Below are 16,619 nucleotides of genomic sequence, written 5' to 3'. Positions count from 1 at the left end.
TTGTTGAATTAACTCAATCGATCTTTATAACTGTCGTAGCCATAGCTGCGTACCAGCCGGAAGGTATCATTGGCCTGCCAGATGCCGATCGACGGCAGGTTCACGCCGTTAAACGTTGTCGTTTTCACCATGGTGTAATGAATCATGTCATCAAACACTACCCGATCACCCACCTGCAGCGGTTCATCGAAGGAATAGTCGCCGATGAAGTCGCCGGCCAGACAGGTCATGCCCCCCAGCCGGTAGGTATGCTTACCGGCAACCGGCTCCTGGTAAGCATTCAGGACCCGGGGTTTGTAAGGCATTTCCAGCGTATCAGGCATGTGGGCGGCAAAGGAGGTATCGAGAATAACCACATCGATACCCTGACTGTCGATGACGTCCAGCACGGTAGACACCAGCACACCCGTTTGCCACGCAATAGCCGAGCCAGGTTCCAGAATAACCTCAACATTGTACTTTTCCCGGAACGCCTTCAGCAAACCGACCAGGTGATCAGTGTTATAGCCCTGCCGGGTCATCAGGTGGCCGCCCCCCATATTCACCCATTTAGCCTGGTGCAGCAGATCGCCAAAGTGCTTTTCCAGCGCTTCCAGCGTCCGCTCCAGCGTGTAGGAATCATTCTCGCAAAGGGTATGAAAATGGATACCTTCCAGCCCCTCCGGCAACTGGTCGGGCAACTGATCCCGCGTCACGCCCAGCCTCGACCCCGGCACGCACGGATTATACATATCCGTAGCCACCTCCGAGTACTGGGGATTTACGCGGATACCGCAGGAAATGGTCGTGGAGTTTAGCGCATGGGGCGTGGGGCCAGGGGCATGGGGTGAAGGGGTATCGGCATCGTTTTCCCCCTGCCCCCTGGCCCCATGCGCCTTTACCCGATCCCTGAACCGCTCCCACTGGCTGAAGGAGTTGAAGGTAATGTGGCTGCTTCGGAGCAAAACCTCGTCGAACTCATCATCGCGGTAAGCCGGTATGTAGGTGTGAGCTTTGACGCCCATATAATCATTGACCAGCTTGATTTCGTTGAGGGAACTGGCCGTGGCACCCGACAGGTATTCTTTGACCAGCGGAAACACGCTGAACATCGAAAACGCTTTCAGGGCCAGGATAATCTGCACGCCGGCCTGCTCCTGTACCGAGCGTATAAGTTCTAAATTCCGGCGAAGTTTGGTTTCCTCCAGCACGTAACATGGTGAAGGAATCTGTGTATAATTCATCAATGGTTTTCGTCAAATACGGGGCAAAGGTACGTTACAAACTATCGTAATACTGCACCACCTGCGCCAGGTCATACTCGGATTTGAAATCCAGTTTCTTTTCGTCGATGAAGCGGGCCACGTCGGCCTTTTTGTCGCTTAACGCGTCCAGCACGGCTTTTTTGCTTTTTTTGAGTTTCACCAGGCTCTTGTCGGGCCGGAGCAGGTAGAAGGACACATCATCGGTGTAGGAATCGTAGCGGATGTCGGCCGAATAACCACCTTTGAAATCGGCTTTCTTGAAGAGTTTATTAACCCGCTTCAGCATCGCATTTTTCCCCTCATACAGCACCATGAAATAGCCTTCGCTGAGTTGTTTGTCGCCGGTGAGACCCGTGTAGCGCTTAAACAGGTAACCGTTCCCGTCGGCATCCATGATGGTAAACGCCTTGATCTGGTTCGGGTTTACGATGATGGAGTCGCGCATTTTTTCCCGCAGGATCAGCAGGCTTTGCCGGTGCGCATCAAACTTGAGCGGCACGTTGGTCTGGTGGGTCCCGTTGGTTAGATCCACCTGCCCCCTCGACCAGTTTGGTATAAAATAAGGCGTGCCCTGTAGCCCTTCGTACCGGGTGTCTACGGTCGGCATAATGTTGTTATCCGTAGAAAGCAGCATCATGTTCCGCACCCGAAAGGCTTCGGCGCTCTCTACCGGCTCCGGGTTTGTTTCTTTCTGTTTGTCGTCTTTGCCTTTCGGCGTAGTCTGGGCCCATACCGTCAGCACCATGAGCAGCAGCGATGCCGTAGTGATTACCTGTTTCATTGTCTATCCATGTTACCTTCAGCAAATAACGCCATTTTGTACTAAATCGGTAAAGCCCATCCTAAAAAGCTGACGTATAGCCTCCGACTTTCAACAGACGCTTTTTACACTTCACCCAACGAAGTTGCCGCTTGAACCTCATCAGCATTTGCCGCGGGCTGCCCATCGATCATCTTTGTAACCGAAACCACTGCCCGACAGTGACAACAAAACTAAGAACAGGAAGAGCCCGGCCATGTGCCGGCGAGCCAAATCAGGCCCCGGCCTACCAAGAGAAAAAACGCAGTTACGCCTACATTGAAAACCTTACACAACATATGGCCCCGCATCATTGGAATACCCGTTTCGGTATTGCTGCTGAACCTGTTATGGCTCGAAACCTACCAGCACCATTGGGGTATTTATGCCGCTACCAGTCTGGCAGCCATAGTAGTTCTCGTCCTGGTCAGTGAATTTGCATTACGTTCCCTGAAGGCTTACGGGGAACGCATCCGGGAAGATGAAGCCCTGAAGAAGGTCAGCCTCCAAAGCCAGTTCGACTGTCTGAAAACGCATATCAATCCGCATTTTCTGTTCAACAGCCTCAACTCGCTGTCGGTGCTGATTGCCGAGGATAAAACGAAGGCGGAGAATTTTCTGGACGAACTATCGACGGTATACCGGTATATGCTCCAGTCGCATGCCTGTGACCTGATGACGCTGCGCACCGAACTGACCTTTATCCGGGCTTATTTTTCGCTGATGAAAACCCGCTACGGCAACGCCATCGATTTTAGCATTGACGTAGACGACCGTCACCTGGATACCCTGCTGCCCCCGCTGACGCTGCATATCCTGGTGGAGAACGCCATCCGGCACAACATTATCCTGGCCGAACAGCCCCTGCTTATTACCATCAACGCCACCGCAGATGGTCAGTTGGTGGTTTGCAACAACATCCAGCGAAAACCGCTGAAAGCCAACACGCTTCAGGTAGGGCTCGACAATATTTCTTCCCGCTTCCGACTGCTTCACCTGCCCCAACCGGCCATCTCCGACAACGGGCAATCGTTTACCGTTCAGCTGCCTCTGTTGCAAAAATCCGGTACTATTTAGTATTTTTAAGGAACGGCAGCCAATCGGCAGGTATGAGCGTTTCAGCGGATGTAAAACTACGGACAATCGGACCGCTGGTCCTTTTTTTGTTCGGTACGATCTTCTTCAGAATAAATATTTACTTTGAACTGGAGTTACCCGACATCATCCTGTTCGATGTCATTGCCTTGCTGGCTGGTTTCATCTGCTGGCAGGTAGGCCGCTGGGCGGTCATGACCGTTCAAAAAAAGGTACCGGGGCTGCAGCGCACCCAAACCAGGCTGCTGATGCTGCTGCTGATCCTCCCCCTGCTGGTCAACTTCTCGGTATTTCTGCGCATTGGCCTACAGGCGGTTCTGCGTGACCAGCCCCTCTGGCCCGGCCTGCTGGATTACACGTACACTGCCGGCGTTATGCTTTTTTATAATTGTGTATACATCACCGTTTACGAGGGTATCTACCTCTTTCGGCAATGGCAGCAGACCTACGAGGAAAAGGAACAACTGTTGAAAACCCAGTGGCGGGCCCGCTTCGATACGCTGAAAAGCCAGGTGAACCCCCACTTTCTATTCAACAGCCTGAACACGCTGTCGGCGCTGATTGCGGAAAACCCCAGCCGCGCCGAAGAGTTTGTCGAAGAAATGAGCACGGTGTACCGCTACCTGCTGCAAACCAATGAGCGGGAGCTAACCACGCTGCGTACCGAGCTGGCGTTCACCCATTCCTACTTCAACCTGCTCAAAACCCGCTACGGCACCGGACTGGCCCTGGAAGTGGCCGTTCTGGAAGAGCACCAGGATACGATGCTCCCGCCCCTTACCCTGCAGATGCTGATCGAAAATGCCGTAAAACACAATGTTATTCTGACCGAACAACCGCTGCACATCTCGATCCGTTCCACAGCCGACGGGCGTCTGGTCATTAGCAACAACCTGCAGCGACGGTCGCTGCGTGTGGAGTCAAACCAGGTGGGGCTGTCGAATATCGCATCGAAATACCGGCTGCTGGCCCAGCCAAACCCGACCATTGAAGAAGTCGACGCTTATTTTTCGGTGACATTGCCCCTGATCCTTCCGCACAACGGATCGGTTCACCCGTGAGTTTTACCGGTTCAACGGCAGATTATCCGTTTCATGGCGGGTTTATGTCGGTTCACCGGCGAAATTGTTTGGCGGATCCCCCATCCGTCGCGATATTGTAACAACATTTAATAGTATCCGTTGTCATGAATGTATTGTTGATAGAAGATGAAGAACTGGCCGTCCGTAAACTGAGCAAGCTCCTGCAGGAGGTGGACGACAGTATCCATATTGTGGGAACGGCTGCCAGTGTCCGGGCTTCGGTATCGTGGCTGCAGTCCAATCCGGCACCCGACCTGATCCTGATGGATATTGAACTGGCTGATGGCCAAAGCTTTGAAATCTTCGAACAGACGACCGTTGAGTCTCCGGTTATCTTCACGACTTCCTACGACGAATATGCCCTGCGGGCTTTTAAGGTCAACAGCATCGATTACCTGCTGAAGCCTATCAAGCGAAACGAACTGGAGGCTAGTCTGGCCAAGCACCGCCGGCTGCAGAGCCAGCCCGACAGCGGCCCGGCCGAACCGGCTGAGCCAGGCCTGGACCGAATGGCCATCGATGCCCTGGTGCAGCAGCTCCGCCAGCAGGTACAGCCCACCGAATACCGCAAGCGGTTCCTGGTAAAGCACGTGCAGCAGTGGGTACCCGTTGAGGTGTCAGACATTGCCTACTTTTATTCAGAAGAGGGCGTCAGCCTGTTCAAGACCCGCAGTAACCAGAAGTTTCCGGTCGACTACACCCTCGACGAACTGGAGAAGATGCTCGACCCGGCGCAGTTCTTCCGCGCCAACCGGCAGTTCATCCTCGACATCCATTCCGTACAACAGATACACCCGTATTTTAATAACAAACTGAAGATCAGCGTCAAGCCATCTTCCGAAGAAGAAGTTATCGTCAGCCGCGAACGCGCCAGCGACTTCAAGCGGTGGATGGGAAAGTAATAAAGTTTGAAACAAAAAAGAAGGCTCTCTAACCGGGAGCCTTCTTTTTTTTGGTGAAAAGGTAAAAAGGCTGCAACGCTCATGTAACTGGTCGTGTCTTTACCCGGCATCCTTGTATGCGATGCGTAGTATGATTCAATTCCACTACAGTATGTCCTAACTTTTTACTAAACACCATTTTTTCATGAACGTCTTTTTACGAATGACGATGGGGGTTTGGCTGCTTACGCTCTCGTGGGTAGCCCAGGCTCAGGAAAGAACAGTGACCGGTCGGGTGACCAGTGCCGACGATGGCCAGGCCATCCCAGGCGCAAACGTTTCCATCAAAGGTACCACGCGGGGAACCTCCACCGACGCCGAGGGAACATACCGACTCGTGGTGCCGGAGGGTACCACGCTCGTTTTCAGTTTTGTGGGCATGTCGCCCCGCGAGGTTGCTGTAGGCAACCAGTCTTCCATCAATGTAGCCTTAAATAGTGACGCCAAACAGTTGGGCGAAGTGGTCGTCACTGCAGTGGGTATCGAACGGAGCAACCGGTCGCTGGGATACGCCGTTGAGCGGGTATCTTCCGACAAACTGGTTCAAAAGTCGGAACCCGATGTATTGCGAGCCATGCAGGGCAAAGTACCAGGCGTTCAGATTTCCGGTTCCGGCGGTATTGCCGGCAGTTCATCCCGCATTACCATTCGGGGAGCCAACTCGTTTCTGGGAGCTAACCAGCCTCTTTTCGTAGTCGACGGTATTCCATTCAGTAATGATCTGAACGAGACAGGTTCATTTAGGAACGCCAGCGGGGCGGTGGGTAGCCGGATAGCTGACCTGGACCCCAATAATATTGCCTCGATGACCGTCCTGAAGGGAGCCGCTGCTGCTGCACTGTATGGAACGCGGGCTGCCAACGGGGTAATCGTGATCACCACCAAATCAGGCAGCAGCCGCATGTCGAAGAAAGGCCTGGAGATAACGTACAACATGGGATATGCAACCGAGAATATCGCCAGCTATCCCGATTTCCAGAATAAATACGGGGCTGGTTCACAGCAGGTATACGCCAGTGCCAACGGTACGTGGGGTCCGGCGTTTGGGCAGGGCCGGACCTATGCCGCCAACGGAGGCTGGACGGCTAATACATCCGGCACAGATTCCATTCCCGTATGGCCGGGGCCGTTTGCCACATTCGCCAACCAGTACCCGACGGTGGCCGCTCAGTACGGCCTTCGTCCCGGCGGTAATGTAGCCTACCAGCCGTACCCCGACAATGTAAAGAACTTCTTCCGGCAGGGAAATGTGTGGGAGCACTCGCTTACCGTCAGCGGTGGCGGTCCCAAAGCCAGCATGACGGCGGTGTTGTCGCGTACCGACCAGAAAAGCTTCTTTCCCGGCTCCACCTTTGAGCGCACCAACATCAGTGTGGGTGGCAACAGCACGCTGGAAAACGGCCTGACTGTTGGGGCTAACGTAGCCTATACCCGCAGTGAGCAGGACAGCCCCCTGTTTGGTGCCGACGGTACATCGCCCCTGTCGCGGATGTTCCAGATGCCCCGCAACTGGCCCATTGGAGACCTGCCTTACGAAGATCCGGCCGGTAACCAGTTGTTTTTCTTCGGTTTCGGCCAGGCGGATAACCCGTACTGGTCGGTAGCCAACAGCACCGCCAACAGCAAGGTCAACCGCATTGCGGCCAGTGGAAATTTGTCGTACGACATTACGAACTGGCTGAACCTGACCTATAAGGGCGGTGTCAACACCTACAATGACAACCGGTTCCAGCGCATTTCAAGGGGATCGCTGATCGGCGCCCAGGGCATTGGCAGCCTCGACTTCGATGCCATTTCCTATTTGGAACACGATCATAACCTGCTGGCTAATATTACCCGCAATATCACCCCGGATCTGAATCTGCGGGCTATTGTAGGTGGGAACTTCAACCAGCGCGGCACGGAGCAAACAGCGGTTGATGGACTGGGCATCGTAACAAGAGGTATTGACCAGGTCAGCAATGTGGCCACCGTTACGCCCGACCTGGGTAATACGTCCATCGACAAACGGCGGCTATTTGGGGTATTTACCGACCTTACGCTGGGTTACAAGGATTATCTGTTCCTGAACCTGACCGGGCGGAATGACCGTTCGTCGACCCTGCCGGCCAACAACCGAAGCTATTTTTATTACTCCGGTAGTTTGTCGTTTCTGTTCCTGGATGCCCTCCAGGCTAAAACATCGGTGCTGACCAACGGTAAAATACGGATCGGCTACGCTCGTGTTGGACGCGATGCCGCGCCTTATTCGACCATCAACACCTTCCGCGTCAACCTTGGCGAGAGCTCTAACCAACAGGGCTCCACCCGGTACAACGATTATCCATTCAACGGACAACCGGGAGCTTCGGTAGCAGCAACGGCATTCGACCCCAACCTGAAGCCGGAGTTCACCAATGAATTTGAGGTCGGCACGAATCTGGAGTTTTTCAACGGCCGGGCCTCGCTCGACCTGACGTATTACAACCGATTAAGTACCGACATCATCGCCCGCCGGTCGCTGCCCCGCTCATCGGGCTACAGTTCGCTGCTGACCAACTTCGGCGAAATCAGCAACAAAGGCTTTGAGATCGGTTTAGCGCTAACGCCGGTTCAGCTGTCGAGTGGTTTTAAGTGGGATATCTATGCAGCCTTTACGCAGAACCGGAATATTGTGGAGAAACTGACAGAAGGCGTTGAAGAAGTAGTGCTGCGAGCCCTGTTTACGGGTGCTGGCCGCCCAACACCGGTTGCCCGGCCCGGCGAGTGGTTTGGCGCCCTGCGGGGTGGTGTAGCTGCCCGCGACGAAAACGGTAATCTGCTGATTGACCGTAATACGGGTTTGACTATTCCAGACCTGACGCAGCGGATAATCGGGAATCCGAACCCCCTCTTTAGCCTGGGCGTTACCAATACCTTCAGCTACAAAGGCATTCAACTCTCGGCCGTAGTTGACTACCGGCATGGCGGTCAGATCTTTTCAGAAACCAACCAGTTCCTGCTGGGCCGCGGGGTAACCAAAGCCACCGAAGACCGTGAAATTCCGAAGGTAGTACCGGGTGTACTTGGCGATCCGAATACGCTCAAGCCCCTCCTCGACGGCGAAGGCAAGGTAATTCCCAATACCGTTCAGGTGATGGAAAACAACCTGTGGTTCCAGGCGCAGGGCGGTGGCGCACTGGCCATTAATGCCCCGGCCGAATTTTCGATGTTCGACGCTACGGTTGTTCGGCTGCGGGAGGTGTCGCTGGGCTATTCCCTGCCGCGCAACTGGATCTCCAGAACACCGTTTGGAGGAATCGACGTCAGCATCACCGGCCGAAACCTGTGGTTTAAGGCTCCCTATTTCCCCAAATCGCACAACTTCGACCCGGAAGTCAACACCTTTGGTGCTGGCAACACACAGGGTATCGATTTTTTTGCGGCCCCATCCGTTCGTCGTCTCGGCGTTAACCTAAAACTGAGTTTCTAATTTCCCCTAAAGCAGATTCCACGCATGAAAAAGATAAAAGCTATCCAATTAGCGGCTTTGACAGTCTTTACCCTGATTGTCAGCAGTTGCTCACTGGACATCAACCGGGACCCGAATAACCCCACCCAGGTTAGCAGCGCCCAACTCCTTACCGCAGCCCAACTGGATATCGCTAACTCGCTCGGCTCCGGCCCTCCTGGTCTTTCCAATCCGGCGGGAGTATTTGTCCACCAGGTAACGCAGCGGAGCGAAAACGACGGGTATGGGATTACCGGCTCGGGCAATTTCGCCGTCACGCAGGCCTGGACAAACCTCTACCGGGCCATCCAGAACCTGAACATTATTGAAGAGCAGGGTACGGCTAACAACCAATTCTCGTACGTGGGCATCGCACAGATTCTGAGAGCATTAGCGTTCAGCTACATGGTTGACGTTTGGGGTGATATCCCGTTCTCCGAAGCCAGTACATCCACCAAAGTGCAGTTTCCGAAGTTTGACAAGGGACAGGACATCTACCCGCAGTTGTTCACGATGATCGACGAAGGCATTGCCAACTTGGCCAAAACCTCATCGGCCAATCCTACCACCGATGATCTGTTTTATGGCGGTAACGTGGTAACCTGGCGGAAGTTTGCCAAAACGCTGAAGCTGAAATTATACAATCAGGTTCGGCTGGTACAGAATGTCTCCGCTCCGGTCAACGCGCTGATTGCCGAAAACGATTTTATTGGTCCGACGCAGAGTTTCTCCCTTCGGTATGGCAGTACGGCCTCTCCGGATAACCGCCATCCGGCATTCCGGGAAGACTATAACATCACGACCAGCGGCCGGGATAATTACATAAGCCCGTACTTCCACGAGATCCTTTCCGGCACGAACACGTTCTTTAGCACGAATCCGTTATCCGGCATTCAGGACCCGCGCATTCCGTACTATTATTTCAATCAGCTCTCCAACGCCCGCCCGAACGCTCAGAATCCGGTTGAGTACCGGAACGGTAACTTCCTGTCGATCTACTTTTCTTCGCAGGGACCCAACCAGGGCTTCGACCAGTCGTTTTCATCAACAATTGTCGGCCTGTATTATGCCGGGGGTCGTTATGATGACGGTAACGGTGTAGGGACCACTGGCGTAAATGGCGCTTCTGCATCAGGCAACGGCTTACAGCGTATTCTGCCTTACTATAACCTGCTGTTCATCCGGGCTGAGCTGGCACAAGCCGGTATTACGCAGGAGGATCCCAAAAAGTTGTTTCAGGATGCTGTGACAGCCGCCTTCAACGAGGTCAATGCCGCAGCCGCTATTGGCGGTGCACCGGCTATCCCGGCCGCTGCGATTACCACCTACGTCAATGCAGTGACGGGCAAGTATGAGGCCGCCGATGCGACTGGTAAGCTGGAATTAATTATGACCGAAAAGTGGATCGCCAATTTCGGTTTTGCGCTGGAATCATACAACGATGTTCGCCGGACCGGCTTCCCCAGGCTATACGATCCGAACGCAGATACCATTCCGTTCACGTCCGTTAGCCGGGCGTTCCCTGTGTCCTTCCCGTATCCGCTGGCCGAGGAACTGAACCTGAATTCCAATGCGCCCGCCCAACGGGTGATCGCTACGGCCAAGGTATTCTGGCAGCCATAAAGAAGGACTATCTGATTTACAAACTATTGACGAAACAAAAAGCATGAGCCAATTTATAAAATCAATAGCAGCATCGGCTGTCATTATCCTTTCCGTGTGGGTAATGGCCTGTGGCAACTACGAAGACAAATTACCGACGCCCACCATTCAGAACGGCGCACACTTTGTAGCCCGTCCGGACCCGATGCCCACCGCCGTTACGGCGGCTAATATCACCACGCTCCCCATCGCCCTGACAACGGCACAGGGCGCAACGATGAGCTTTACGACGGAAAGCCTGAACGCAAACGAGATCGAAAAGGTGGATGCTTACGTCAGCCACGTACGCAGCACAACTGAAACACCGGCCGCAACCGCCCCCATTACGGGACGGACCCTGGTGAAGACGATAACCACGTTTGGCGGCAAAGAGCAGATTCCGGTTTCGGAGCTGATCGCCAAAAGCGGACGGACCACGGCTACTCTCCAGGCCAATGACCGGTTGCGTGTGCGATTTGTGGCGACGATGAAGGACGGGCGGGTCTTCTCCTGGCTGAACTCCGGTCCGGCTATCATCAATAATCCATTAGGCACGACGTTTACTCCTTTACTAGATGTAGTGCTGCAATAAACAAAAAAGAAGGGCCGCTCAGCGGCCCCTTCTTTTTTGTTAATACTCGTGTGGCAGCGGCACACCTACCTGCTCCTGCACGGGCAGGCCCTGTTTATTCATTTGCTCGATGAATGGGTCGGGGTCCATTTCTTCGCAGTTCCAGACGCCGGGTTTCATCCAGATACCTTTCAGCATCAGCATCGCGCCAATCATAGCCGGTACGCCGGTGGTGTAGCTGACTGCCTGACCGCGAACTTCTTTGTAGGTTTCAGCATGGTCGCAGTTGTTCCAGATGTAGTACGTCTGGTCCTGGCCGTCTTTGATACCCTTGATCTGGCAGCCGATGGAGGTCTGACCGGTGTAGTTCTCGCCCAGCGTGTCGGGGGCGGGTAGTACGGCCTTCAGAAACTCCAGCGGGACGATATCCATACCGTTGAACTTCACCGGGTCGATGCGGGTCATGCCCACGTTTTCCAGCACCCGCAGGTGGGTCAGGTACTCCTGCCCGAACGTCATCCAGAACCGCGCCCGCTTCAGGGTCGGGAAGTTCTTCACCAGCGATTCCAACTCTTCGTGGTACAGCACGTATGACTCCTTGGGGCCAATCTCCGGGTAATCGATGGGCTTGTGAATCGACATAGCCGGTATTTCAACCCACTCCCCATTCTCCCAATAGCGGCCGGGCTGGGTTATTTCGCGGATGTTGATTTCGGGATTGAAGTTAGTGGCAAATGCCTTGCCGTGGTTACCGGCGTTGCAGTCGATGATATCCAGGTAATGCATCTCATCGAAATGATGCTTGGCGGCATACGCGGTAAATACCTGCGTGGCACCGGGGTCGAAGCCGCAGCCCAGCAGGGCCATAATGCCGGCTTTTTCAAACCGCTCTTTGTAAGCCCACTGCCAGCTATACTCAAATTTTGCCACGTCTTTCGGCTCGTAATTGGCTGTGTCCAGGTAGTGAACACCCGTTTCCAGACAGGCATCCATAATAGGCAGGTCCTGGTATGGCAGGGCCACGTTGATGACCAGTTCCGGCCCGAACTGCTTGATGAGCATCACCATCTCGGCCACGACATCGGCATCGACCTGCGCCGTCCGGATAGAGACACCATGCATTTCCTGAATCTCAGCCGCTATTTTATCGCATTTGGCTTTGGTCCGGCTGGCCAGCATAATGTCCGTAAAGACGTCGCTGTTCATGGCGCACTTATGCGCGACAACACTGCCGACTCCCCCGGCCCCGATGATAAGCACTTTTGCCATAGGTTGTTTCGTTTGGTTGAGGTGTTAGTCAATAATGGCCGCAAAGATAGCCCTTCGGCCTGATTCTGCTTTATAAAATGTCCTCATTTCAAAACCTATAGCGGGGCTCTTAAGTTTGAAATAGGAAATAGAGCGCAGCCGAATGTCAGCCAAAGCGATACATTTGTGAGGCTCTATCCGTCATAATCTCCTTTACCAACATGCGTCTGGCCGGTTCACGTAGCTTTTTTGAGTTGAATGTGCTCGATTATGAATACCCGGCCAGCACGGCATATCGTACCGACCGCAATCTGCTGCTGATCGGTTTCCGGGCCGGCTGGCATAAAAACCAGACCGCCAAAACGGCTCCCCTGCTGCTGACCTGGGAGCTTGATGCACTCATCAACTGGCTCCGGCAACTCCGGGATACCGGCCGGATGGCACCGCGGCTGGCTTTCAGCGAACCCTGCCTCGCCTTCGAATGCCTCTCGGCCAGTGCCAACGAATTTCTGCTTCAGATCAAGATGGCGCAGGAAGCGACTCCCGACTGGCATCAAAATCCGCAACAGCCCTTCTGGCTACCCATAGTCGTGACAGCAGCCCAAATTTCCGATGCGATTCACCAACTAAAATCGCAGGCGGAAATATTTCCGGTCAGGCCTTGAAGTTACCGTTTGGTAACATGACAGTTTTTACCATATTTGTATCGTAAGGGCTTTTGGGCAATCCAGAAGCCCTGGTATATGCCGTCCTATTCTCCTAACCAATTATAATCTAACCTAATGAGACAAATTAAGCGTCGAAATCGAAACATGACCATGGAGCGCATTTTGCGGGCTATGGGGGAAGTAATGGCTGAGCGGGGCACCCAGAAAGCCGGCATTAATGCCGTAGCCGAACGGGCCGGCGTTAACAAAGTTCTGATATACCGATACTTCGGCGGATGGGAAGGGCTGCTGGAAGCCTATGTGCAGCGTGGCTTTTTCCTGTCGATGTTCAACGAAAAGTTCATGGAGTCTGTGCCCGATACCCTTAACCCCGATGTACGGGGGAAAGTCTGGTCGGAGTATGTAATTCAGCTGATGCGGGAATTTAAAAGCCGGAAACCCTCACAGGAGCTGATTCGCTGGGAGATGGCGCATGCCGATAGCGACCTGGCGCAACGGTTGGCGGCTTTTCGGGAAGAATCGTACCGGAAACTGATTAATAAACTGGCTCCCTATCCGGAGTACGACCCGGTAGCGATTGCCACCCTGATGATTTCGGGCATTACGCTGCTGGTCCTGATGAGCGAGCAGCGCGACCAGATTATGGACATTAACCTGAAATCGGAAGAAGGCTGGCAACGCATGGAAAAAGCCATCAAACGGATTTATTCCGGCCTGAACCTCGCCATGGAGGTTGAGAACCAAAAAAAGCACGAGGAACAACCCCAATCCTGATAACCAGGATCAGCGGGCGAAGTAAAACCCGCCCGCTGATTATTCTTTACCGGCTGTTCATTAACTCCTCAATCTCCTCCGCTTCGAGCGGAATTTTCGCCATCAGGTCTACATTGCCGGATTCGGTGATCAGAATATTATTCTCCAGCCGGATACCGAGCCCTTCCTCTCGTATATAAATACCCGGTTCGCAGGTAAAGACCATGCCAGGCTCAAACTTCCGGTACTTATTCCCAACATCGTGTACGTCCAGTCCCAGAAAGTGCGATGTCCCGTGCATGAAGTATTTCTTGTATAATGGCGCATCAGGGTCCTGCTTCGCTACCTCGCTGCGGTCCAGCAACCCCAGCCCGATCAGCTCCGACTCCATAACCTTGCCCACCTCTTTGTGATAGTCGTCCCACAGGTTACCGGGTACCAGCATCTTTTGGGCTTCTCTCATCACGCGCAGCACCGCATCGTACACCGCCCGCTGCCGCTGCGTAAAGCGGCCATTGACCGGCACACTCCGGGTCATATCGGCATTGTAGTTGGCGTACTCGGCCCCAATGTCCAGCAGCAGCACATCGCCGTCTTTGCATTGCTTGCTGTTTTCGATATAATGCAGCACACAGGCGCTGGCCCCCGATGCAATGATAGGCGTATAGGCCGGCCCTTTTGAGCGGTTGCGGATAAATTCGTGGTACATCTCTGCTTCGATCTCGTACTCCCACATGCCTGGTTTAATGAAACCCAACAGCCGCCGGAACATTTTGTCGGTAATGTCGATGGCGGTACGGATGAGCTCAACTTCCTGGGGTAGTTTGGTAGCCCGCAGGTAGTGCATGACCGGAGACAGCCGCTCCAGCCGGTGCAGCGGATAACGCTCCTTAAACTGGCGGATGAAGCGGGCATCGCGGGTCTCGACCTCTACCGTAGCGCGGGTATGCTCGTTGGTGTTCAGGTATACCTGCTCGGCTTCAAACACCATTTGGGTAAACACAAAGTCGAACTCGTGGGTCCAGTAGATTTGCTTCTGCGAAATACCCGACACCTGCTCGGCCTCCGCCTTGGTAAGTTTGTGGCCTTCCCATATTTCGATGAGTTCGCTGGTTTCGCGCAGAAACAGCACTTCGCGAAACTTCTCGTCGGGATGATCGGGAAACAGCACCAGAATAGTTTCCTCCTGATCGATGCCGGAGAGGTAAAAGAGATCGTTGTTTTGCCGGAAGCCCATGGTGCCGTCGGCGTTGGTGGGCATAATGTCGTTGGCGTTCAGGACCACCATCGATTTTGGCTTCAGCCGCTGGGCCAGTCGCTGGCGGTTCTGCACGAAAAGTTGGTTATCAATGGGCGAATAGCGCATAGAGCAAACAAGCGATTGTAGTCAGAAAATATCGGGTGCAAAGAAAGGCAAAGCAATCGGCATTTAGCAAAAACCTTTTGATTGGCCGGGGGTGTAATGGAACGTATTCCGTAAAAAATTGTAATTTTAACAACCGGCTTCTTAACCCCGGCCCAAAACTGCACCTATTGCGAATGAGAATTCTCCACATCCTGGCGTTCTGCCTTGTTACCCTGCTGGCTCAGGCCCAGCCCAAGTACTGGATCGTGCTGAAAGATAAAGATTTATCCCAACGACCATCCCTCTCTCCCATCACCCTCGAACGCCGGTCGGTGCAAGGCCTGCCCGTCGATGAAACCGACATCCCCCTTGCCGATGCGTACCTGCAGCAACTACAGCAGTCGGGTATTGCTCCCATCTGCAAATCCCGCTGGCTGAACGCCGTATCGGCCGCGCTGACACCGGAGCAGCAGCAGCAGGTGGCTGCCCTGCCGTTTGTGAAGGAAATTGTCCCCATTGACCGCAACATTATCATTCAGAGCACCCGCTTCGACATCGCAAAGCCCATGCTGGCCCCGGTGATGACGCAGATCCAGGCACCGGAGTTTGCGCGGGCAGGCCTGACCGGCCGGTTTGTACAGATCGGGGTTATTGATGCCGGCTTTTTCGGGGCAGACTCAGCCTCGGCGCTCAAACATATTTTTGAACGGAATGGTGTTCGCGCCGTTCGCGATTACGTGAATCCGCAGCGGACCCAGAACAACCTGTTCCGTACCCTCGAAACCATGTCGGATTTTCACGGCACCGAGGTATTGGCCGCCATTGCCGGTCACGATCCCGGCGAGAACGTTCAGTACGGCCTGGCCACTGATGCGGCCTTTTACCTGGCCCGCACCGACCAAGGCAACCGGGAGTACCGGGGCGAAGAAGATAACTGGGTGGCCGCAATGGAGTGGATGGACAGCCTCGGCGTGCGGTTGATCAACACCTCGCTGGGCTACGCCAAGGGATTCAGCGACCCGAAAGAAAATTACGAACCGAAGCAGATGGATGGGCGCACCAGCCTCATCAGCCGGGCCGCCCAGATGGCCGCTGATAAAAAAGGTATTCTGATCATCGTTTCCGCCGGTAATGAGGGCGACGATAAAACCTGGCGGATCATCTCCACGCCCGCCGATGCCGAGGGGGTACTGGCAGTGGGCGCTACCAACGCCCGGCTCTGGAACCGCATCGGCTACAGCAGCATCGGACCGGATTTTCTGCCTTACCTGAAACCCAATGTCTCGTGTTTCTCCCTGTATGGCACGTCCTTATCCGCTCCGGTCATTACCGGCTTTGCGGCCTGTCTGATGCAGGCGAATCCGAAACTGACCAACAAACAATTGATTGATATTATCCAGAAGTCGTCGCACCTCTACCCCTACGGCAACACGTTTGTGGGCTACGGCGTGCCGCAGGCTTCCCGGGCGCTGGCCCTGGCGAAGGGACAACCGCTGCCGGAGACGACCCGCACCGTTAAAGCTCAGGGAAAAACATGGTCACTGCCGGTTCAGCATACGGAAGCGGTTATTTCGGTTTACCACAAGAAAGACGCCTTACGGGTTATTAACCAGGAAGCCATAAAACCCTCCAACGGTAAAATCACCCTGAAGCGCTCCGGCGACGAGAAGTTCACGACAGTGGATCTGAAGAAGGAAGTGATTGAGGTAGTGTGGGAGTAATGAGTAGTGGGCAGTTTGCAGTAGGCAGATCAAGAGTAGTGT

The 16,619-nt window shown here is 54.1% G+C and carries 13 protein-coding genes; 9 read left to right on the top strand and 4 right to left on the bottom strand.

All coding sequences use genetic code 11. The annotated features are described in order from the left end of the window. Positions 1 to 8: 8 nt before the first annotated feature. Both nspC and ABD949_RS17120 read right to left on the bottom strand, forming a co-directional pair. Positions 9 to 1,223, bottom strand: coding sequence for a carboxynorspermidine decarboxylase (gene nspC, locus ABD949_RS17125; RefSeq protein WP_345245139.1), 1,215 nt, complete (start codon positions 1,221 to 1,223; stop codon positions 9 to 11). A gap of 34 nt (positions 1,224 to 1,257) precedes the next feature. Then, the gene (locus ABD949_RS17120; protein WP_345245137.1) at positions 1,258 to 2,025 is read right to left on the bottom strand and encodes a hypothetical protein; all 768 of its coding nucleotides are present in this window, start codon (positions 2,023 to 2,025) and stop codon (positions 1,258 to 1,260) included. Positions 2,026 to 2,322: 297 nt separating this feature from the next. Here ABD949_RS17120 and ABD949_RS17115 point away from each other — a divergent pair, with 297 nt between their 5' ends. The 6 genes from ABD949_RS17115 to ABD949_RS17090 all read left to right on the top strand — a co-directional run bounded on the left by ABD949_RS17115 (position 2,323) and on the right by ABD949_RS17090 (position 10,863). Next, positions 2,323 to 3,120 carry a sensor histidine kinase gene (locus tag ABD949_RS17115; RefSeq protein WP_345245135.1) on the top strand — a complete coding sequence of 266 codons (798 nt, stop codon included), beginning with the start codon at positions 2,323 to 2,325 and terminating at the stop codon, positions 3,118 to 3,120. 32 nt (positions 3,121 to 3,152) lie between these two features. After that, positions 3,153 to 4,199, top strand: a complete 1,047-nt coding sequence (locus ABD949_RS17110; protein WP_345245133.1) for a sensor histidine kinase — start codon at positions 3,153 to 3,155, stop codon at positions 4,197 to 4,199. 125 nt (positions 4,200 to 4,324) lie between these two features. After that, positions 4,325 to 5,122, top strand: a complete 798-nt coding sequence (locus tag ABD949_RS17105; RefSeq protein WP_345245131.1) for a LytR/AlgR family response regulator transcription factor — start codon at positions 4,325 to 4,327, stop codon at positions 5,120 to 5,122. A gap of 184 nt (positions 5,123 to 5,306) precedes the next feature. Then, positions 5,307 to 8,612 carry a SusC/RagA family TonB-linked outer membrane protein gene (locus tag ABD949_RS17100; RefSeq protein WP_345245128.1) on the top strand — a complete coding sequence of 1,102 codons (3,306 nt, stop codon included), beginning with the start codon at positions 5,307 to 5,309 and terminating at the stop codon, positions 8,610 to 8,612. A gap of 24 nt (positions 8,613 to 8,636) precedes the next feature. Beyond that, positions 8,637 to 10,253: a SusD/RagB family nutrient-binding outer membrane lipoprotein gene (locus tag ABD949_RS17095; RefSeq protein WP_345245126.1), complete on the top strand. Its 1,617-nt coding sequence runs from the start codon at positions 8,637 to 8,639 to the stop codon at positions 10,251 to 10,253. Between the two features lie 43 nt (positions 10,254 to 10,296). Then, positions 10,297 to 10,863 (top strand): hypothetical protein, encoded by a 567-nt coding sequence (locus ABD949_RS17090; RefSeq protein ID WP_345245124.1) that lies wholly within the window; start codon positions 10,297 to 10,299, stop codon positions 10,861 to 10,863. A 39-nt stretch (positions 10,864 to 10,902) separates the two neighbouring features. Here ABD949_RS17090 and ABD949_RS17085 read toward each other — a convergent pair whose 3' ends face one another. Then, entirely contained in the window at positions 10,903 to 12,111 is a 1,209-nt protein-coding gene (locus tag ABD949_RS17085; RefSeq protein ID WP_345245122.1) for a saccharopine dehydrogenase family protein, read from the bottom strand. Between the two features lie 200 nt (positions 12,112 to 12,311). On the opposite strand from ABD949_RS17085, the gene ABD949_RS17080 reads away from it, so the two are divergent. Both ABD949_RS17080 and ABD949_RS17075 read left to right on the top strand, forming a co-directional pair. Beyond that, positions 12,312 to 12,755: a WapI family immunity protein gene (locus tag ABD949_RS17080; RefSeq protein WP_345245120.1), complete on the top strand. Its 444-nt coding sequence runs from the start codon at positions 12,312 to 12,314 to the stop codon at positions 12,753 to 12,755. Between the two features lie 117 nt (positions 12,756 to 12,872). Then, positions 12,873 to 13,532, top strand: a complete 660-nt coding sequence (locus tag ABD949_RS17075) for a TetR/AcrR family transcriptional regulator (RefSeq protein WP_345245118.1) — start codon at positions 12,873 to 12,875, stop codon at positions 13,530 to 13,532. Positions 13,533 to 13,578: 46 nt separating this feature from the next. On the opposite strand, the gene ABD949_RS17070 is transcribed toward ABD949_RS17075, so the two are convergent. After that, entirely contained in the window at positions 13,579 to 14,877 is a 1,299-nt protein-coding gene (locus tag ABD949_RS17070) for an aminopeptidase P N-terminal domain-containing protein (protein WP_345245116.1), read from the bottom strand. Between the two features lie 173 nt (positions 14,878 to 15,050). Here ABD949_RS17070 and ABD949_RS17065 point away from each other — a divergent pair, with 173 nt between their 5' ends. Continuing rightward, positions 15,051 to 16,577, top strand: a complete 1,527-nt coding sequence (locus tag ABD949_RS17065; protein WP_345245114.1) for a S8 family serine peptidase — start codon at positions 15,051 to 15,053, stop codon at positions 16,575 to 16,577. The last annotated feature ends 42 nt before the right edge of the window (positions 16,578 to 16,619 follow it).

Origin of the sequence: Nibrella saemangeumensis (genome assembly GCF_039541915.1) — a bacterium.
In the GTDB taxonomy this organism is placed as follows: domain Bacteria; phylum Bacteroidota; class Bacteroidia; order Cytophagales; family Spirosomataceae; genus Nibrella; species Nibrella saemangeumensis.
The sequence above is the reverse complement of the archived record's forward strand: the minus strand, read 5'-3'. Positions and strand labels throughout refer to the sequence as shown.